Origin of the sequence: Fischerella major NIES-592, from assembly GCF_001904645.1 — a bacterium.
In the GTDB taxonomy this organism is placed as follows: domain Bacteria; phylum Cyanobacteriota; class Cyanobacteriia; order Cyanobacteriales; family Nostocaceae; genus Fischerella; species Fischerella thermalis.
The window spans coordinates 1-20467 of the sequence record NZ_MRCA01000011.1 but is presented as its reverse complement, the minus strand read 5'-3'; the positions used below and the strand labels follow the sequence as shown (position 1 = coordinate 20467).

At 41.9% G+C, this 20467-nt stretch carries 14 protein-coding genes and 1 pseudogene; 7 read left to right on the top strand and 8 right to left on the bottom strand.

Features of this window, described 5'->3' with window-relative positions:
• Nucleotides 1-31: 31 nt before the first annotated feature.
• Both NIES592_RS17850 and NIES592_RS17845 read right to left on the bottom strand, forming a co-directional pair.
• Nucleotides 32-214 carry a high light inducible protein gene (locus NIES592_RS17850; protein WP_009459389.1) on the bottom strand — a complete coding sequence of 61 codons (183 nt, stop codon included), beginning with the start codon at nt 212-214 and terminating at the stop codon, nt 32-34.
• A gap of 57 nt (nt 215-271) precedes the next feature.
• Nucleotides 272-508 (bottom strand): hypothetical protein, encoded by a 237-nt coding sequence (locus NIES592_RS17845; protein ID WP_009459390.1) that lies wholly within the window; start codon nt 506-508, stop codon nt 272-274.
• Nucleotides 509-1015: 507 nt separating this feature from the next.
• On the opposite strand from NIES592_RS17845, the gene NIES592_RS17835 reads away from it, so the two are divergent.
• The gene (locus NIES592_RS17835) at nt 1016-1825 is read left to right on the top strand and encodes a DUF429 domain-containing protein (RefSeq protein ID WP_073556454.1); all 810 of its coding nucleotides are present in this window, start codon (nt 1016-1018) and stop codon (nt 1823-1825) included.
• Here the strand turns inward: NIES592_RS17835 and glgP are convergent.
• Nucleotides 1811-4456 (bottom strand): alpha-glucan family phosphorylase, encoded by a 2646-nt coding sequence (gene glgP / locus NIES592_RS17830; protein ID WP_062250142.1) that lies wholly within the window; start codon nt 4454-4456, stop codon nt 1811-1813. The two genes, NIES592_RS17835 and glgP, sit on opposite strands and share 15 nt — an antisense overlap.
• Nucleotides 4457-4929: 473 nt before the next feature.
• On the opposite strand from glgP, the gene NIES592_RS17825 reads away from it, so the two are divergent.
• Entirely contained in the window at nt 4930-5964 is a 1035-nt protein-coding gene (locus NIES592_RS17825; protein WP_009459395.1) for a DUF2278 family protein, read from the top strand.
• Between the two features lie 58 nt (nt 5965-6022).
• On the opposite strand, the gene NIES592_RS17820 is transcribed toward NIES592_RS17825, so the two are convergent.
• Together NIES592_RS17820 and NIES592_RS25595 are read right to left on the bottom strand one after the other, a co-directional pair.
• The gene (locus tag NIES592_RS17820; protein WP_071846787.1) at nt 6023-7420 is read right to left on the bottom strand and encodes a PP2C family protein-serine/threonine phosphatase; all 1398 of its coding nucleotides are present in this window, start codon (nt 7418-7420) and stop codon (nt 6023-6025) included.
• 821 nt (nt 7421-8241) lie between these two features.
• Nucleotides 8242-8391, bottom strand: a complete 150-nt coding sequence (locus NIES592_RS25595) for a hypothetical protein (protein ID WP_218600602.1) — start codon at nt 8389-8391, stop codon at nt 8242-8244.
• Between the two features lie 247 nt (nt 8392-8638).
• Between NIES592_RS25595 and mgtE the strand changes: the two genes are divergently transcribed.
• Entirely contained in the window at nt 8639-10042 is a 1404-nt protein-coding gene (gene mgtE, locus NIES592_RS17815; RefSeq protein WP_073556453.1) for a magnesium transporter, read from the top strand.
• Nucleotides 10043-10128: 86 nt separating this feature from the next.
• Here mgtE and NIES592_RS17810 read toward each other — a convergent pair whose 3' ends face one another.
• Both NIES592_RS17810 and NIES592_RS17805 read right to left on the bottom strand, forming a co-directional pair.
• A complete protein-coding gene (locus NIES592_RS17810; RefSeq protein ID WP_073556452.1) occupies nt 10129-10386 on the bottom strand; it encodes a hypothetical protein in 258 nt (85 codons plus the stop codon).
• A 133-nt stretch (nt 10387-10519) separates the two neighbouring features.
• Nucleotides 10520-10783: pseudogene (locus tag NIES592_RS17805) on the bottom strand (SDR family NAD(P)-dependent oxidoreductase); the annotation flags it as partial.
• A 287-nt stretch (nt 10784-11070) separates the two neighbouring features.
• Here NIES592_RS17805 and NIES592_RS17800 point away from each other — a divergent pair.
• From NIES592_RS17800 to NIES592_RS17780, 4 genes are all read left to right on the top strand, one after another.
• Nucleotides 11071-12678 (top strand): peptide ligase PGM1-related protein, encoded by a 1608-nt coding sequence (locus NIES592_RS17800; RefSeq protein WP_073556451.1) that lies wholly within the window; start codon nt 11071-11073, stop codon nt 12676-12678.
• 369 nt (nt 12679-13047) lie between these two features.
• Nucleotides 13048-14811 (top strand): serine/threonine protein kinase, encoded by a 1764-nt coding sequence (locus NIES592_RS17790; protein WP_073556450.1) that lies wholly within the window; start codon nt 13048-13050, stop codon nt 14809-14811.
• Nucleotides 14812-15222: 411 nt separating this feature from the next.
• On the top strand, nt 15223-15786 hold the full coding sequence (locus tag NIES592_RS17785; RefSeq protein ID WP_009459404.1) for a pentapeptide repeat-containing protein: 564 nt from the start codon (nt 15223-15225) through the stop codon (nt 15784-15786).
• Between the two features lie 456 nt (nt 15787-16242).
• The gene (locus tag NIES592_RS17780) at nt 16243-17427 is read left to right on the top strand and encodes a M20 family metallopeptidase (RefSeq protein WP_062250132.1); all 1185 of its coding nucleotides are present in this window, start codon (nt 16243-16245) and stop codon (nt 17425-17427) included.
• Between the two features lie 178 nt (nt 17428-17605).
• On the opposite strand, the gene ppk1 is transcribed toward NIES592_RS17780, so the two are convergent.
• Nucleotides 17606-19747 carry a polyphosphate kinase 1 gene (gene ppk1, locus NIES592_RS17775; RefSeq protein WP_073556449.1) on the bottom strand — a complete coding sequence of 714 codons (2142 nt, stop codon included), beginning with the start codon at nt 19745-19747 and terminating at the stop codon, nt 17606-17608.
• Nucleotides 19748-20467: the final 720 nt, after the last annotated feature.

The following is a 20467-nucleotide window of genomic DNA, read 5'->3' as shown; positions in this document are numbered from 1 at the left end:
CCTGTTGATTCTTGTTACAGCAACTGCTGACTTACAGAATACTCCAGAAGTGAAGGAAGCCTTGACCGGAAAACATTTCAATCAGGACGGCAGATATAAAGCCAATCATGGCTAAACGACCGTTCCAGAGTTCAGTTTGGGGTGTGAATCCCCAAAGCCAAGAATTGCGCTTATGGTTTTCGTTGATTGGCGAGGTGATGTTTGTCTGGGTCATAACAGTTTCCTGGGAGTTAATTTTGGTAATGACTCTGCTTCTCGTCTCCATGCTCGTTTAAAAAGGTCGCAGACAGAAAGTCCAGAAGATACTTGCAATAGCGATCGCGATCAAGCTAAGGTTGAAAAAACGACCTATTGTGGAGCTTAAGCCCAGTGCCTTATCTTCTTTACCTCCAGTGAAAAACAGTGACCAAGCTTGAGTTGCGTTGATTTTCTCAAAGTGATTGAAACTGGATCTGAAGACAACGGGATTGAGCAGAGAGGGATTAGTTAAGCCAACATTAGTTCTCATTAGTTTCATCCTTATATTTTGCAAAAGTGTTGAGGATATCTAGTGAAGCTCAATTTGTTAGAAGCCTGTGTATGCTTAGTCAGGACTACTAGAACCAGGAACGAAACAAAACCAATCATGGCTAACGTCTCCGTTCATTTTTCTGCATACTGAGTTAAAGCCAAACTGAAGCTGATCCATCACGTTATTGTTAGGTTCGATGGCGTAGTTGTTCAGCCTACCGAATTCTTCAGCCACTAAATCGCTTTTTATAAGTTCTGCTTTTTGTTTTTGGGGTATCACATAAATTAAATTTAACAAATTTATTACAATTTTGCAACGTTTATTGCAAAATAAAATAGGTAATAATATGAGGAGTCCTCGTTATTGTCCCTGTCTATTTGCTGGAAAAGTTAACCAATTGGGTATTACTAAAAGAATATTGACCGCTATCGAAAATATAATTTTAGTTAGTTGTGATCCTTTGATAGCAAAGTATCCAGTTAAAATAACCTGGTGATAAAACCGATGAAATTTTTAGGCATTGACTTAGGCTGGAAATCGCAACCAAGTGGACTATGCTGCATAGAATGGGCAGATCAGCAACTACAAATCCTCGATTTAGATCGCAAAGAAGCAATTGCAGACATCCTCAACTGGGTAGATACTTGCGTTCCACCAGGTGAAAGTGCCGTCATCGCCGTCGACGCCCCGACTCTCATCCCCAACGCCACCGGTAGCCGCCTCCCCGACAAACTCACCCATAAACACTTCGGTAAATACCACGCTGGTTGCTACCCCGCCAATTTGAATCTTCCCTTCGCCCAACGCACCATTAACTTTGGCTTAGAGCTAGAATCTCGTGGCTTCGCCCACGCCCCCACCATCGAACCGCAAAAACCCGGCAGATATCAAATCGAAGTCTTTCCCCACCCCGCCATAGTCCATCTCTTCAACCTAGAACGCATCCTCAAGTATAAAAAAGGACGCCTGAGCGATCGCCGCCAAGAACTGATCAAACTCTACAATCACATTACACAAACCCTACCTACCTTAGAACCTTCTTCGTGTACTTCGCGCCTTCGCGGTTCACTTCTCCCCCAAATCCCCACCAAAGGCGCAGCACTCAAAGCAGCCGAAGACAAACTAGATAGCTTAATCTGCGCTTACGTAGCAGCATATTGGTGGTATTGGGGAGAACAACGTAACCTAGTACTAGGTGATCTCACCACAGGTTACATAGTTGTTCCCCAAAGGATAGGAGATCGGGGAGAGGGGGAGGAATTTTCTCCCTTATCCTCCTTCTCTCGTCCTAGTCACTACTTACTGTGCCCATAAAATTAACCTTGGCTCATAAGGACTAGAAAGGTACTTATGTTTAGGTAGTACACGCAAAGATAATCCTTGCAAACCAGAAGTAGTATACAAAACATCAGCCTTGTAAATACTTAAACCTTGGTCATCTTCTCCTTGGTATTCCATTACTAGTGGTACACCGTTGACAATCTCACCACTGGCATCTACTGCACCTTGATACAGTTCTACCTGTACATCGTTATTTGTGAGAGTTGCCAAATCAACCTTGGCTTTAACAGTAACAGTTTGGTTAACCTCAATATCAGGGCCGACAGAGACATCAATATCTTTGATGGTGATATTGTACCAATGTTCACCGAGATTTAATTTCCAAGCAGCCAGTTCTTTGGCAGGAGCGTAATTATCACCAGTCAGGATATGGTAGCGATCGCTTGCAGGGAAATATGCTCTTTGTGCATACTCTCGCACCATTCGTGCAGTGTTAAATAAGGGACAATTTAATCGGATAGCATCTTTCATTTTGGCTACCCAGCGTCTGGGCAAACCGTCCGCATCGCGATGATAAAATAACGCTACGACTTCTTTTTCTAAGATGTCATACAGAGCGTTTGCTTCTACTTCATCCTGATAATTGGGATCATCGTAAATTTCCCCGTGGCCAATTGCCCAACCAGTGCGGACATAATCCGCTTCATCCCACCAACCATCAAGTACACTTAAATTTGGCAATCCATTCATCGCTGCTTTCATGCCACTAGTACCAGAGGCTTCTCGGGGGCGACGGGGTGTGTTTAACCAGACATCACAACCTGCCACCATCAACCGGGCAATATATATATCATAATTTGGAACAAACACAATCTGTTTTTCCAAATTATTTTCGCGGATGAAATGATTAATTTCGCGGATAAGTTCTTTGCCAGGAATATCTTTAGGGTGTGCCTTACCAGCAATGACAAATTGTACCTTGCGGTCTTTGTTACCTAATAAAATCCGCTTGATGCGTTCTATATCACGCATCCATAAAGTAGCACGTTTGTAGGTGGCAAAGCGACGGGCAAAGCCAATCGTTAAAACGTAAGGATCGAGGACTTCTTGGGCTTGGGCAATTTCGCTAGGAGATGCACCGCGATCGCGTAAATGTTTGACTAAGCGCTCCCGCACATACAAAATCATATCCAAGCGACAGCGTTCGTGGTTTCGCCACAACTCTTCATCGGGGATAGCGTTCATCCGGTCCCACAGGGGATGATCCACTGGTGCTGATGACCAATTTGGACCTAAATAGCGATCGTATAACTCTTGAGTTGATTTAGCTACACAACTACGGGCATGAACACCGTTAGTAATAGCAGTAATTGGCACTTCTTGGATTGGTACACCAGTCCACAAACCCTTGAACATCTGTCTTGACACCGTACCGTGCAGCTGCGCCACACCATTAGAAAATGTTGCCATCTTCAGCGCTAGCACTGCCATACTAAAAGGCGAAGATAAATCACCCGTACTCTCTCGTCCCAACGCTAAAAATTCGTCTTTACTTAAACCAAAAATTTCTGCATAGTGTCCCAAATAGTGCAAAACTTTATCTGGTGGGAACAAGTCGATTCCAGCTGGTACTGGTGTATGGGTGGTAAATATATTTGTAGAAGCTACCACCTGCCTCGCTTCAATATAACTCAGCCCTTGTTCTTGAATTAAAATCCGGATACGTTCTAGGGCAGAAAACGCTGCATGTCCTTCATTCATGTGGTAAGCGGTGACGTTATACCCCAACGCTTTCAGCATCCTAACGCCACCAATACCCAACATTATTTCCTGGTGGATACGCATATCAATATCACCACCATACAGTTGATCTGTAATGTCGTGATCATAAGGATTGTTGGGTTCAATATTGGTGTCCAGCATGTACAATGGCACTCTTCCCACTTGCACACGCCAAACCCTAGCATAGACTGTGCGCCCTGGATAATCCACTGTAATTCGCAGTTCTGAACCATCCGGGTTGCGTTCTAGATGCAAAGGCATATTATAAAAGTCGTTAATCGGGTAACGCTCTTGTTGCCAGCCATCAGCATTTAAATACTGGGCAAAATAGCCTTGCTGGTACAGCAAACCCACACCAACCAGGGGAAGTCCTAAATCACTGGCAGATTTCAAATGATCTCCAGCCAGTACACCCAACCCCCCTGAATAGATAGGCAAACAGTCCACAAGTCCAAACTCAGCAGAAAAATAGGCGTAGCATTCCGGGGATCGGGTATTAGGGATCGGCGATTGGGAATTAGGGAAAGACGAAGGAGAAGAATTACTTCCTTGTCCCCAGTTCTTTGTTCCCGATCCCTTGTCCCTCGTTTTCTCATACCAAGTGCGTTCTTTGAGATAATCTTCTATCTGCAAAGCTGCACGATCCATTTGTGCCAAAAAGCCTTCATCTTCCACTACTTCTAACAACCGTGCTTGGCTGATGGTTCCTAGCATCAAGACAGGGTTATGACGGCTAGATTCCCATAAATCAGGATCTAAACGGCGAAATAAATCTTTAGTTTCAACGTTCCAATCCCAAAGTAAGTTGTATGCCAGCTTGCGTAGTGGTTCGAGTCGCGCAGGCAAAGAAGGTGAGACATTGAATGTACGAATTGGCTGCATAGGCTTAGCAGAACTCCACGTCTAGCTATCGCTATTGTTGTCTGTATTTTGCTAATGTTGCCAATTTTTTATACTGTGTTCGCAAATCGTCCTAAATATTGTTAAGTTTTGAAAAAAATTAAGCAACTGATGCTTCCATAACTGATACCAAGTTGTGTTTAAAAACCCTAGCCCCTCTGGTGAACTCTTTTTGCTCGATAAATGTTACCCGTTGGGGGTACTGCTGTGTTTGATCATTGCAAGTTATGATTTGGGATAATGATGTAAAAACAAGTAAACAATTGTAATTAATAATACGATTAACTAATTTCAATACTCAGGTTACTAATAAAAAAACAGAGTAAAATCTGAAACCGTTATTGGAATAGTGATCGCTCTTTGCTATTCCAAAACTAGATATAAGACTTGATTGCTGATCACTAAACGTAAGCAACACAAAAAACTTAGTCATTTTCATCACAAGGACAAGATTTATGGGTTTGAAAGATTACGGTGTATTAAAGTGTCATGCGATCGCTGGCAAGATGGAACTAGACGATGATACTCCACACTATCAAGTACATGCCAAAGACGGTAAGTTTAACTATCGCTTAGCAATCAACGTTCGGTCTGTTCAGCAACCCTATGATTTGTTGTACTTAATCGATAGCAATTTTGAACACTACATTACTGAAAAGCTGAAAAAATTAGACTTTGGGTTCAACAAAATTGAAGTTTCTCAAAGACAAGCTGGAGGAATTGCCCTGGATTACATCCGGGGCAATTTGTTTAAAGTCAATAAGATGAAAGCTTTGCCCTATACTGTTCCTGGAGAAAATAACGACCTCAATGAGTTTATTGACTCATATATTCAAAGGGCAATTGAAACGAAAGCTGATATCTACGTTTTTGGTGAACCCTGGGGACCAGAAGATAAGCCTGATAAAATATTTGGTTTCCAACCAGGTAGAGGCGTTCATGACATACACATGAATCAAGGCAGCAGTGGTAGATTTACCAAGGATAATGGGGTTTATCAAGATGGAGCGTTATTAATTCACTATAAATCTAGTTCCCAAGAGTATTGGGTTGCTGCCTTTTTTGCATTCCAATCTCAGTCTTTCCATACGGATGACAAAACAGGTAATCCCATCGATCAAAATGTGGGAGCTGAACCAGAAATACCGGATACTCCAGTAGTCAAGCCACAGGTAAAAATTATTGCTGCCCTACTTAATCCTAGTGGAGAAGATTTCGGCAAAGAATCAATCACTTTAATTAACCCTTCACCGAAAAAAGTAGATTTAACAGGTTGGGCGATCGTTAACCAACTCAAACAAAAAGCCAGTTTAGATGGATTCAAAATTGAACCTGGTGGAGTTGTAAAAGTGCCTTTGAGTGGAAAAGATGTTCAGTTTTCCAACAAAGGTGGAACCATATCTCTTCTCAATCAAGAAGGTATTAAAGTGGATGGTGTTTCCTACACCAAGAAAGATACTCAAGAGGAAGGGTGGACGACAGTATTTTAATGTTGATTGTTGATTGTTGGTTGGAACAAACACCCAACAACTAACAACTAACAACTAACTAATTACTAACTTGCAATACTACCAACGTCATATCATCGGTGTTCTGTTTTTCAGCACCGATGAATTGTTGCACTCGCTCAAATAAGTAATCTAGTATTTCTTCTGGGCCATTACAATATCTACAAGCAAGGCTGAATTCACGAACGAGGTTTTCTTCGTCGAAGCGATCGCCACTGGCAGCTGCGGCATCGGTCAAGCCATCTGTATAGTAAATAATTGTATCTCCTGGCTCTAACCGTGCTTGACCATTTTCGTATTGGCTATTAGCATCCAAACCAATTAACATGCCCAGAGTATCCAAACGCGTCACTGTTTTCGTACTGGCGTGCCACCACATGGGAGGGTTATGTGCTGCGTTACTGTAGGATAACAGTTTGGTTTTCGGGTCATATTCTGAATAAAACAAGGTGACGAAGCGGTTAGAATTTTCTAAATCCGCATACATGACTCGATTTAAGTTTTGCAAAATCTGTGCTGGGGTGTTACTATGCAGCACCTCACCCCGTAGCATTCCCCGCATCATAGTCATAATCAGACCTGCGGGGACTCCTTTTCCCATCACATCACCAATTACCAAAGCCCAACGACTAGATTCCGCAGTTTCTCTGGCATTGGGCGGCAAAATTAAGTTGTGATTGGTAGGAACAAAGTCGTAGTAATCTCCACCTACACGATTTGCTGGTTTACAGCGTGCAGCCAGAACTACTCCCGGAATACTGGGGCATTGACGTGGTAATAATCGCCGTTGAATCTCGGCACCAATTTCTAATTCTTGGTCTAAGCGTTCTTTTTTCCTTAGTTCTACAGCCAATTCATCGTTTTCAATTGCGACTGCCGTTTGATCTGCGACTAATCTAACTAACTTTTGTCTGGTTTCTGTCCATCCATAGTCAGGATCGCGGCTTAAAACATAAAGCCATCCCCTTTCTAAATGCTTGACTAGAATTGCCGTACCAAAGATTTGTACATCCGGTCCCAAATGGTAATGCATCTGGGCGTCTAAAATACTGGTGGTAGTTGCTAGCCCAGATACATTTTGCTGATGTGTAATTTGACTACTTACTGTCTCTAATGCTTTACGGATATTTTTTCTTTGGCGACTGTCCTGCCAGTGTAGCTGTTCTAGCCTAACTTGACCATTTGGTTTGTAGAGAAACAGGGCGCTACCATCTGCGTCTGTTACTCTTGTTGCCATTAGCGGGATTAACTCCAAAAACTGGTTTAAGTTATTGAAGCTTCTCAGGGCAAATCCTAAAGAACTTAGCAAATCTTGGATTTTGTTTTGCTCCCGGTGCAGCCTTGCCACGAGTTCTTTCAGCGCCACAACTGGAGTAACATCTGTTGTGGCACTACTATTACTGTCGGTAGGTTCAGAAGGCAGTTTAGGCACAGGCACAGGTATTATTTAACTTCAGTAAGCAGGTTTGAGATTACTAATAAATAAACTAGCTTCAGGATCGCTAAACCATATTTAGATAAGATTTGTCAGTTTAGCAAGAGTAGAAAGACGTAAGTGTAAATTTTAGAAGTATTTCATTTTCTATTTGATTTCTTTATCAATTCTAAGTATTTTAAGGAGTATTGCTTAGTTTAAAACCGATCTATCAATAGCAACCATTTTTACTAAGTGTTAGAAGGTAATAAATTTTTCCATAACTTTATGAATAAGTCATATACCCTAAGATATAAAAACAAATTAAGAAGTAGATATAAATTTTTAGATATCACAATTAGCACTGAGGGGTGAAGTAAATAGGGAGTCTTAACCATATTGACATGATGAATTTAATATGATCTCTAAGTTCTTATATACACAAATATTAAGTTTTAAAGAAGACTTACGGAAAAATAATAACTCAAGATTTTTCACCTCTACATTAAAAATGGTGTTTTTACGCAGTTATTAGATTGACACTCTTTAAACTACCTCGAGAGAATATTGTTTGGCAAGCCAACAACAAGCGATGATGAAAGCACAATTAACTGCCTTTTCCATCGACTCAGATCAATTAACCATTTTGCAGGAACATTTTACAGCCCTTTTGAGAGTTGTTCAAAGAAAGTATTAAGTTGCAATTCTAGCAGAGGTTTTTCAGCCGTTATCAAAAAGTTGTCAGTAGGTAATGGGTAATGGGTAATTGGTGAGACTACTTGCCGTCTTGGCTTATGCCGAGATGGCAAAGTAGCGAACCCGAAGGGTAATGGTTATTTCGGGACTTACGCATTGACAAAATAGGCATAAAATGCATGGAATGAATCAGAAAGAAATAGGCGATCGCTAACCACCTGCCTGCGTTGAAAGACAGATAATAGTAAGGTTGTCTGCATCAGAAATGTTGAATGTCGATATTTCTGCCCATTACCCATTACCCATTACCTATTACCAAAGCGGCGGGGCGGCTTTCCTCCCCACCCACGAGGAGATAGGGTTTCCCGCCGCTTTCAATAAATTTATTTTTTCCCATTCCCACTTTCCCCTTTACTGGGGGTTGTTTGATTCAAATTGGATCTGTGAAAGTGGTTGCGATCGCAAAATCCGGGATCAATGTAAAATCTATTTTCCCATGTTGAAATTGGGCAAACTATACACAATCGCATCACCTTCGTTGTCACTATGCAAACTCCAAATATTAACTCCTCTACTCTCCAAGATGTGTCACGCAGGGAATTGCGGGATCTAGTGCGAGCGCAATTACAAAGTTTGTTGGAAGTAGGAGACTTACGTGGAGCTAAAGCTATTTTAGTCCCCGTGCAGCCTGTAGATATTGCTGAGGCTATAGAAGGATTACCAGAAGCAATGCACGCGATCGCTTTTCGCTTACTTTCCAAAGATGAGGCGATCGAAGTTTACGAATATCTTGACTACAGTGTACAAGAACGATTAATAGAAGAACTCAGAAGTCAGGAAGTCCGCGAGATTGTCGAGCAAATGTCACCGGATGACCGAGCCAAGTTATTCGATGAGTTACCAGCAAAAATTGTCAAGCGTCTGTTAGAACAACTGAGTCCAGCCGAACGGGAATCTACAGCGCAACTGTTGGGTTACGAAGCTGGTACTGCTGGACGAATTATGACCCCGGAGTTGATCTCTGTGAAAGAAAATTTTACCGCCGCAGAAACTCTAGAGCGGATTCGCAGCTTAGCCAATGCTAGCGAGATGATTTACTATCTTTACGTCACCGATGCAGCTAGGCGCTTGACGGGAATTTTATCGCTGCGCGAGTTGGTGACAGCTCAACCACAGCAGATAATAGGCGAGATCATGACTCGCGATGTCCTGTCTGTCCATACAGATACGGATCAACAAGAAGTAGCCAGATTGATCCAAAGATATGACTTTTTAGCTGTACCTGTGGTAGACCGAGAAGATCGGCTTGTGGGTATTGTTACCGTTGATGATGTGATTGATATTTTACAAGAGGAAAACACCAGAGATATCTATACTGTGGGTGGTGGTGTGCAATCTGACGGTGACAGCTATTTCCAGGCTAATTTGCTGACAGTGGCTCGTAAGCGGGTACTTTGGTTGTTTGTTTTGCTGATCACCAACACGATCACCGGCACAATTATTAAGTCCCAAGAAGATATTTTGGCAAAAGTGGTCGTGTTAGCGGCGTTTATTCCCCTGTTGACGGGTACAGGTGGTAATGTCGGCGCTCAATCTTCCACAGTCGTTATTCGCGGGATGCATACCGAAGAAATTCGCGCCCTGGGAGGTCCGTTGCAAGTGGTTGTCCGCGAAGGGTTGGCGGGTGCGTTGCTGGGAATCATGCTAGGTGCGATCGCCACTATCTGGGCTTTCTTTCTGCAAAAGAATTTACCAGTAGCGATCGCAGTTGGTAGCAGTCTTGTAGCAATTTCGGTTTTGGCTTCTGTTTCCGGTTCCGCACTACCGTTTTTGTTTCGCCTATTTCGTTTAGATCCGGCGTTGATGTCAGCACCATTTATAACTACAGCAGTGGATGTCTTAGGTGTATTAATTTACTTCAATCTAGCAAGAGTGATCTTAAATGTATGAGTTGCAAACAGGATGTTTTAGGTCAAATGTTAAGCCAGCTAACAGTTATCAAAATTATAAAATCAATAACTGATAACTGATAACTGTTAAAGTTGTGAATCGCTATCAGGCGCTACAATTTCACCTTCACCCAAATTCAGCATCATGTCTTGATCAATAATCAGATGAGTAAGTTCTTTAGCTTGCAAATTCATTTCTTCACAAGCTTTTCTTAATTCTTGGGCAAAGGTATTCAAATCATCACCATAGCCACACTGATAAGCAGCAGTTTCAATTCCCTGCTTGGCATTTGCTCTAGCACAATCTACTAATTCCGTACCATGTAAACGTGTTTTAGATGACATAATAGACAGTTTTTATTGATTTCAACCTTTTTTGTTATATTATCAATTGTTCAAGGCTAGCTCATCTCTCAAATGAAAGGTAAATGAATTTGTTGATTGTTGGTTGTTGATTGTTTTCATCCAAACAACAAACAACTGTCTGTTGGATAGCCTGCTGACAAAAGGTTTCATCACCAATATCGCCAGAAATAGTAACTGCCTTTTGTCCTTGTGCTTCCACCAAATGTTTAGTTTCTTTAGCATCATCATGTTCATTTAGATAAGCGATCGCTACATCTGCACCTTCTTTTGCAAAAGCGATCGCTACAGCACGCCCAATACCACTGTCTCCGTCTGTAATTAGTGCCACTTTATTTTTTAATTTGCCACTTCCCTGATACTGGGAATCATCTGCTTTCAATATTGAGAAGTAAATTTATGCAGGCAAAATTATTTCTTATATGTATAACTTAAGCAATAAACTTAACTCTTGTTTTTTAGGTCTGATTAATGGATGATTCACTATATATTGATCCCAATAACCAATATCTAATTTTCACGGAAATTTTAGGTGCAACATCGTAAAATTTCAGCAATCAACCAAACGATTTCAAAGAAGTGTTGCATACAATCGCAATCAATTATTCCTTAGGATATATCTGAAATTAAGCAATCCCTCTGAAGGAGCAAAGCAGGGGTAAAATTATGCAAATATTTAACATTACTAATTTAGAGCAAACTGACTCATTTGAATTTCTTCAGTTAACTTTACGCGATCGCTGGCAAAGTATTGAAGGCCCTACCGAAAGCAGTGATGTAGATATATTAGTTGTTCCCTCTCTTAGCATCGATCAGCGAGAACTTAGAAAAGTCGAAGGTTACGAACACTACGAAGAGCGATTATTGTTCTCACTTATTCGTTTGTGGAATCCCCGCAATCGTCTCATCTACGTGACATCTGTGCCTTTGCACCCTAGTATTATCGACTATTATTTACAGCTGTTGCCGGGAATCCCATTTTCCCATGCCCGCAATCGCTTGCTATTACTATCCACCTATGATTCTTCCTTAAAACCCCTCAGTCAAAAAATTTTAGAACGTCCCCGCTTGCTCCATCGCATTCGTCAAGCCTTAAGGCTAGACAAATCATTTATGATATGCTACAATTCCACACCATTAGAAGCAGAGTTATCTGTAAAATTGGGTGTACCACTGTATGCTGCTGCACCACAATTACAGGCCTGGGGAACAAAAAGTGGTAGCCGTCAAATATTTGCAGAAACCGGAGTGCCACATCCAGATGGCAGTGATTTAGTTAAGAGTGTTGCCGATTTGGAAGAAGCAGCCGTGCAGTTGTGGGAACGCCAGCCAAACTTAAAAAGAATGGTGGTCAAGCTGAACGAAGGCATATCGGGAGAAGGAAATGCCCTATTAGACTTAAGACCAATTGCGCATATTGCACCTCCTGGTGGTTCCCATGGCGAACGCTTAGCAGCGATTAGCGATCGCCTACCCCATATCCGTTTTCAAGCTAGCCAAGAAACATGGGAAAACTTTTCGGGACGGATTGGTGAGTTAGGGGCAATTGTAGAAGCGTTTGTCGAGGGTGAAGTCAAGCGATCGCCCAGTGTCCAAGGACGGATCACACCTCTTGGCGAAGTAGAAATTCTTTCTACCCATGACCAAATTCTTGGCGGTCCTGACGGACAAGTTTACCTTGGTTGTCGATTTCCTGCGGATGAAACTTATCGTCTACAGCTACAACTGTTAGGAACCAAAATTGGGATGAAACTTGCAGAAAAAGGCGCACTCGAACGGTTTGGCGTCGATTTTATCGCTGTTGACCAAGGCAATGGACAATGGGATATGCAAGCAATAGAAATTAACCTACGTAAAGGCGGAACCACCCACCCCTTTATGACCTTAAAACTATTAACTAACGGTCGTTACGACTTTTCCACAGGCTTGTTTTACTCCCAGCAAGGACGTCCTAAATACTACATCGCCACCGACAACCTCCAAAAAGACCGTTATCAAGGACTCTTACCCAACGACTTAATGGACATCATCGCCCATCACAGGCTGCACTTTGACACTGGCACAGAAACAGGCACAGTTTTTCATCTGATGGGTTGTCTTTCCCAATTTGGCAAGCTAGGTTTAACTAGCATTGGCGATTCTCCTCAACAAGCAGAAGAAATTTATAACAAGGTCGTTAAAGTCTTGGACGAGGAAACCAACAGCAACAATCAAGACTTTTGTTCCGTCTTAGAACATACTTTTCCCATAGCCTGGGATGGGTTTAGTTGTTAGGGACCGGAGGTGGGGACTGGGGAGGTGGGGAGTGTGAGGAGTGTGGGGAGTGTGGGGAGTGTGGAGAGTGTGGGGAGTGTGAGGAGTGTGAGGAGTGTGGGGAGTGTGGGGAGATGGGGAGTGTGAGGAGTGTGAGGAGTGTGAGGANGTGTGAGGAGTGTGAGGAGTGTGGGGAGTGTGGGGAGTGTGGGGAGTGTGGGGAGATGGGGAGTGTGGGGAGGTGGAGAGATGGGGAGAATAATATAGTCACTAATTCCCCTTTGTCCTCCTTGTCCCCAATCCCCGATCCCCAATTCAATCCCTTTTCCTCTATCCCCATTACACCGGCTCCTGATTATAATCAACATCAGCCATTGTCTTTGAGCGGTTGTGTTCAACACTAGTGAAATTCACTGCATCAATCCAGACTGTCAGCGTCCCTATCCCCAGCTTTGGGGACACAAATTTTGTAGTTGCTGTGGTGCGCCCCTACAGCTGATAGACCGTTATGTCCCGACAGCGCGTTTGGGATCGGGAGGTTTTGCCCAAATTTACACAGTTTGGGATCAAAAGACACAAACAGAAAAAGTGCTGAAAGTGTTGGTGGAAGAATCACCGAAAGCACGAGAATTGTTTGCCCAAGAAGCAGCGGTTTTAAGCAAGTTGCGACATCCAGGTGTTCCCAGGGTTGATCCAGATGGTTATTTTCAACGCATTTGGGTTCATGGTAAGGGACAACAGACTTTGCCTTGTTTGGTGATGGAAAAAATTCATGGTCAGACTTTGGAGGAAATACTATACAAGCAATATCCTCAAGGATGTCCACCAGAGTTGGTGTTGAACTGGTTAAGTCAAGCTGTGGAAATTTTACACCACTTGCATCAACGCAATATTATTCATCGTGACATCAAGCCTTCTAATTTGATGCTGCGTACTCCCCCTTCTCAACGGGGGGAATGGGAGAGTCAGCTGGTACTGATTGATTTTGGTGGAGCAAAACAATTTGGTGCAGCCAATATTGGTTCTCAACCACGATCTACAAAGTTGTTTTCTTCTGGTTACAGTCCACCGGAACAAGTGCTGGGTGGTCATGTTGAACCTAGTGCTGATTTTTATGCTTTGGCGCGGACAATGATTGAGTTGTTGACGGGTAAGCATCCGGTGGACTTAGAAGATCCCTTAACAGGCGAGTTGCACTGGCGATCGCAACGTAATGTTGACCCGCAATTAGCAGATTTGCTAGATGAAATGATGCAGGAAGAAGCGCGATCGCGTCCAGCAAATACGGCGATTCTTCAAAGACGTTTGACACAGATTGTTCAGGCACTACCAAATCGTGTTGGAACAAATACTGGTAGTGTAACTGTAGCGATCGCCAACACTAAATCATCTCCGATTCTGGGATTTTTATCTGATTTTAGAAAACAAATTCAAAACTCTGTTGTTAATTTTGCTCAAAGCATTGTTCAAATTATTCTTTTCGTATTCGGTGCGATCGCTCAAGTTTTCCGAGCCTGTCTGGATACAATTTGGACAATGATTCTCACCAGTATTGGCGCTGCTGCGGGTACTTTTTCTGGTTATGTTTTAGCCTATCGCACAGAATGGGGAAAAGAATTTGGCGAATTGTTGTCTAGTCAGTTATCGCTGTTGCTAGGGAACAGTCAGTCTATATCGGGATCAGAGATCCTGTTGTTTGCTGGTGCTGGGTTTGGTACTGCATGGGGAATAGTGACAGCCGGAGGCTATGGTCAGCGACGACGGTTTTTAGTGGCATCACTGATGGGAATTTTTGGTTATGGATTTGGCTGGTTCATTCTGCAATTAATTACACCAAAAGAAGATGGTGAAGGATTAGTAGCATTGATTTTAGCCGCAGTTTCATTGCTTACTCTAGGCTTAGGTCTGCGTAGCCATCATCTAGTTCATGCTGTGGTTACTGCTTTCGGCACAGCGCTACCGTTTGCATTTTTGCTTTATGTGGGGCTACCACCGACCATATTCAACGATTTTTTTAGCGCTACCCATCATTGGCCTGAATTATTGTGGAAAATAGGTTTTTTTGGTTTTGTAGGCGTTGTGGTTAGTTTTTGGTTGGGAGTGAGTCATTACCTAGTTGTGCCTGGATTGCGCTTGTTGGGCTGGCGTTATTGACAAGCGATTAGGGATCGGAGAAGGGAGACAAGGAGGACAACGGGGAATTAGTTACTATATTATTCTCCCCATTGCCCCCCAACTCCACAAAGTGGGGATCCCTAGCCCCCATCACCCCAGTCCTCTATCCCTGTAAATTTTCATACCAAAAATAAGAATTCCCCCTTGCCTATTGTTTAATTCAGCTTGGGGGAATGTAATATTTTCGTTGCCTATAGAGTTTCAGTATAAAGTTTGATATTTTCATTCTATGAACTTTGTCTGGTTTTGACCAGGGAAATTGTGAGATTTTACAGTACTTTTACAGTTCCTTGATATCTGCTTTATACCGATAAATTTTTGCATCAGTCATATAATGATAACAATACATCACCTAAGTGAATTCTCAACTTTATAAATACTGTAAAAAACATGAAATGCCAGATTATTGCCACAGCGACTTTGTTAACTTTTATAGGATTAACAAACCAGGCTTTTGCTTTTAATCAACTAGATTTAGACCAGTTAAAAGCAACAGGTTCTTGTCCTCGGTGTGATTTAAGTGGTGCTGACTTAAGTAGATTGAATTTGACTGGAGCAAATTTACGCGGGGCTAACTTAAAAACAGCTATTTTAACTGGTGCTAATCTCACAAATGCCGATCTCACAAGTGCTAATCTGGAAAGTGCTACATTAACCGGAGCGAATCTCACAGGGACTTCCTTTACAGGAGCGTACCTAAAAGCAGCATCCTTGGACAATACAAATCTGAGTTTTACTGGTTTTATTGGTGCGAATCTAGAAGGTGCGAACCTTAAAGGTGCTAGAGAACAATTGACTAATTATCGAGGCGCAAACTTCCGAGTCACCACTCTACCTAATGGTGTGATCACTTCTAATAAGCCTTATTGGTGGTCTTTACAGCGTTTCTCAGCGGGGCAGTGTAATAAATTTAACAATAACAATATCAATGGCTCGACCTGCTTTGCAGAGTGACACTGATAACTGGCTTGAAAGTGGTTGTAGGGGTGTAGGAAGAATCATATTTTCATATGCTCATTGTGGGCAAATCACCTATGAATAGCTGTCTTGAAAAGCACCTAGCCCTACAATTAGGAATTGCGGCTATACAAACAAACACGCGTCCGCCTACGTGGATCAACTCAAAATCAAGGAGTTTAACCCACGAAGGTAGGTTTTGTGTGTGTAGCTGCGACTTTTAGTCGCCTAGCTCCGAAATGCTTTTCACAAAATCTAAAATTGGCATAGTCAAGAGCTAAATACCGAGAACGAGCTAAATTACTCTTGACTGTGCAGTACTTTCAATGTAAAAGTATTTGTCAATTATTTTACAATAACTTGGCTCAGTAACACTTATTGGTGTGGGCTAAAAGTTATTGGTCGGTTAACACTTCTTTATCATTAAACTAAAGACTCTAAAATAATTGAAAAATGCTTAGCCGTATTAAAGATTTAGCAACAACCATAGCTCCGCGCCTAATAGAAATTCGTCGTCACATCCACTCTCATCCAGAACTAAGTGGTCAAGAGTACCAAACAGCCGCGTTTGTTGCTGGAGTTTTATCTTCCAGTGGACTGCATGTACAAGAAGGAGTAGGTAAAACAGGTGTAATTGGAGAATTACAAGGTACAGGCGAGGATAAACGGATCTTGGCAATTCGTACTGATATGGATGCTTTGCCCATACAGGAACGTAGTGGTTTAGAATTCGCCTCCCGTATAGAAGGTATTATGCACGCTTGTGGTCATGATGTTCACACCACAGTTGGTTTAGGAACTGCCATGATCTTGGCTCAAATGGCCGAGGAGATTTCTGGGAAGGTACGATTTTTATTTCAGCCAGCCGAAGAAATTGCCCAGGGGGCAAGCTGGATGGTAGCAGATGGGGCAATGGATCAAGTTAGTGGTATATTGGGTATTCATGTTTTCCCTTCTATCCCCGCAGGTTCAATTGGTGTACGTTATGGTGCGTTGACGGCGGCGGCTGATGATTTAGAGATTATTATTATGGGCGAATCAGGTCATGGCGCTCGTCCCCACGAAGCAATAGATGCTATTTGGATAGCTTCGCAAGTTATCACCACACTACAGCAAGCAATTAGCCGCACCCAGAATCCTTTGCGTCCGGTAGTATTGAGCATAGGAAAAATAAACGGTGGTAGAGCGCCGAATATAATAGCTGATAAAGTCCAATTGTTAGGAACAGTACGATCACTCCATCCTGAAACCCGTGCTAACTTACCCAACTGGATTGAAAGAATAGTTGCTAGTGTTTGTAATTCCTACGGTGCAAAATATCAAGTCAACTATCGCCAGGGTATTCCTAGTGTCCAAAATGACTACTTCCTGACACAGTTATTGCAATCATCCGCAGAAGAAGCTTGGGGAAGCGATCGCGTGCAAGTTTTATCCGAACCGTCTCTGGGTGCAGAAGATTTTTCTGTATATTTAGAACGCTCTCCTGGTAGTATGTTTCGTTTAGGTGTAGGTTTTAAAGATAGGGTTATTAACTACCCACTACACCATCCCCAATTTGAAATCGATGAATCAGCGATCGTCACTGGGGTTGTGACGATGGCATATACAGCTTATCGATATTGGCAACAGGTTTCATAGCCTCTAAATCCTTGAAAATTTAGCCTTTTCCTTGAGAATCAACAAATAAATTGTGTAGCAAATTTGCAGTACTCAAAAATCCGGCAACTCGGCATCTACCAACTTTGGATGACTAATAATATAGATAATTTGTATATTTTATTTAATTGGGAGTTTGTTGTTTACCATCTCTGATTTTTCATGATTTTGATGCCATTTCCATGAGTATATTTTGGGTATGACGTTCTGGTTCATTTTTGCCAGGATGTCGCTGGACATAAGAACCATCTGATTTTAGTTCCCAAGCTTGGCGATTGTCTGCCAGCATGATTTCCAGAATGTTTTGCAAGTTTTGTAAAATCTTTGGATCTTCCACTGGTGTCACGGCTTCCACCCTTCGATCTAGGTTGCGAGGCATCCAATCAGCACTACCGATATATATTTCATCCTGTCCATTGTTGTGGAAGTGAAAAATTCGCGAATGTTCTAAAAAGCGACCGATAATACTAATGACGCGGATATTTGCGCTGACATCGGGAACACCGGGACGTAAGCAGCATATACCCCGAATAATCAAGTCAATTTCTACACCAGCTTGTGATGCTTCGTACAAGGTAGCAATGATTTGGGGGTCTACCAAGGAGTTCATTTTGGCGATGATCCGACCCTTTTTTCCGTTTTGGCTATGTTCGATTTCACGGCGAATCAGGGCAATCATGCGATCGCGCATAGTTACGGGGGACACTAGTAGCTTGCGGTAATAATTCTGACAAGAATAGCCAGTTAGGTAATTGAATAAATCTGTTAAATCTGCGCCTAATTCTTCTCGGCAACTCAGCAGTCCTAAATCAGTGTATAATTTGGCTGTTTTGGGATTGTAGTTACCAGTACCGATGTGGACGTAACGGCAAATCCTCTCTCCTTCCTGACGTACTACCAGCACTATTTTGGTGTGAGTCTTCAATCCTACCAATCCATAAACGACATGTACACCGGATTTTTCTAGTTTCTGGGCCCAATTAATATTATTTTCTTCGTCAAAACGGGCTTTTAATTCTACAAGGGCAGCAACTTGTTTACCACTTTCTGCCGCAGAAATCAACGAACTCACAATTTCAGAATCCCCAGAAGTGCGATAAAGTGTCATTTTGATCGCCAGTACCTGAGGATCACGGGCAGCTTGGGCGATAAATTGTTCTACAGAAGCACTAAAGGATTCGTAGGGATGATGTACTAGCAAATCATTTTGCTGAATAACAGAGAAAATATTTTCTGCTTCGTCTAATTGACTAATATTACTTGGTTGATGAAAATGACGCAGACGAGATGGAATTACAGGTATCCAAGGTTTGTCTTTAAGTTCAGGCAATGGCAAAGCCATGAAAGACATTAAATCCTTTAAATTGATTAAACCATCTATTTCATAGATATCACTTGCAGACAGTTCCATTTCTTGCATCAGCATCTTTCGCACAGATTTGGGCATTGATGGTTGAATTTCCAACCGCACTACAGAACCACGAAAGTGTCGCCCGCGTAATTCTTGTTGAATTGCTAGTAGCAAATCATCTGCTTCTTCTTCTACTACTGAGATGTCAGCCTTACGAGTCAATCGAAACAGGTGATATTCTTTAATGATCATGCCTGGAAACAAGGCATCTAAATTATGAGCTACTACCTGTTCAATTGGTATACCAGTCCAATGGTTTAATTTGCCGTTTTGTGTTTCTAATTCTTTGGGTAAGGCAATAAATCGAGGCAGAATATTGGGGACTTTAACTCTAGCAAACTTTTCTTCTCCTGTAACTGGATCTTTGACAACTACCGCCCAGTTGAGACTGAGATTTGCCATCAAAGGGAAGGGATGACTCGGATCTACAGCTAGAGGTGTAAGAACCGGAAAAATTCGTTGTTTAAATAATTCTTCTAGGTAAAAACGCTGTTCTCTAGTGATGTCCGGATAATTGAGAAGATGGATACCGTGAGATGCCATTTCTTTGCGTAGCACCTTCTCAAACAGATGATGTTGTTCTACCACCATTGGACGCAAAAGTTGAGCGATCGCTTCTAATTGTTCCTGTGGCGTGCGTCCATCTGGAGTTCGTTGGCTTAGGAGTGCTTGCACTTGATCTTTAAGTATTGCCACACGAACCATGAAAAATTCATCTAAATTAGAACTAAAGATAGCCGTAAATTTAAGCCTTTCGAGTAAAGGAGTGCGGTGATCTAACGCCTCATGCAAAACTCGACGATTGAACTCTAACCAACTTAATTCACGATTAAAGTAATACTGTGAGTCGTTGAAGTTTATAGCTTTGGCTATCTCTTTAGATTTGGTCATGTTAGTTTTATTACTTCTGAATATTTTTTCGACTTAACCTAATATCCTTAAGTAATTTAGATAATTTTTGATTTAATTTTTTGTGTAACTATATCAGTCTCTTAATTTTAGATTAATTAAACTTAAAAGCAAAATTAAGTAAATTTTAAATATAAATTAAGTATCAATTAATTCTCCAGCTACCAACCTCAAATCTCCAACAACTCTTGCAAAGTCGGAGATTTTATCTTTCATAAATAATTTAGGAGGACTTACGCAAAAAACCTCTAAAAGCCTCTTTCCTTTGCGTTCTTTGTGTCCTTTGCGGTTCGTTTTACCGTAACCACTGCGTAAGTCCTATTTAGTAGTTCACTACATTTTCAACACAAAAAATAATGTTGATTTTGTTTTATTACTAACTAGAGCAAAAAGTGCGATCCCATAAGGGAACATCAGCAAAAATTGCTAACTGAGATCTTGCACCTAATTTTTCGTCTGCCAAGAAATCAATTTTACGAGTATTGAACTCAAGTAATATAAGTAATATCAAGTAATGCTTCGGTGTTGGTCATTGGTTTTTACCATTACCGATTACCAGGTTATAAACTCAAAAGCGCCCCCTTTAGAGAGCGCCTCTGAGTTTATTTAGTTTGACGCGGTTGTTGCGTCATGAATTAACAATTAGCCGTTGATCGCAGGAGCAGTCAATGCAACAGGAGCAACATCGCCACTAGCTAAGTC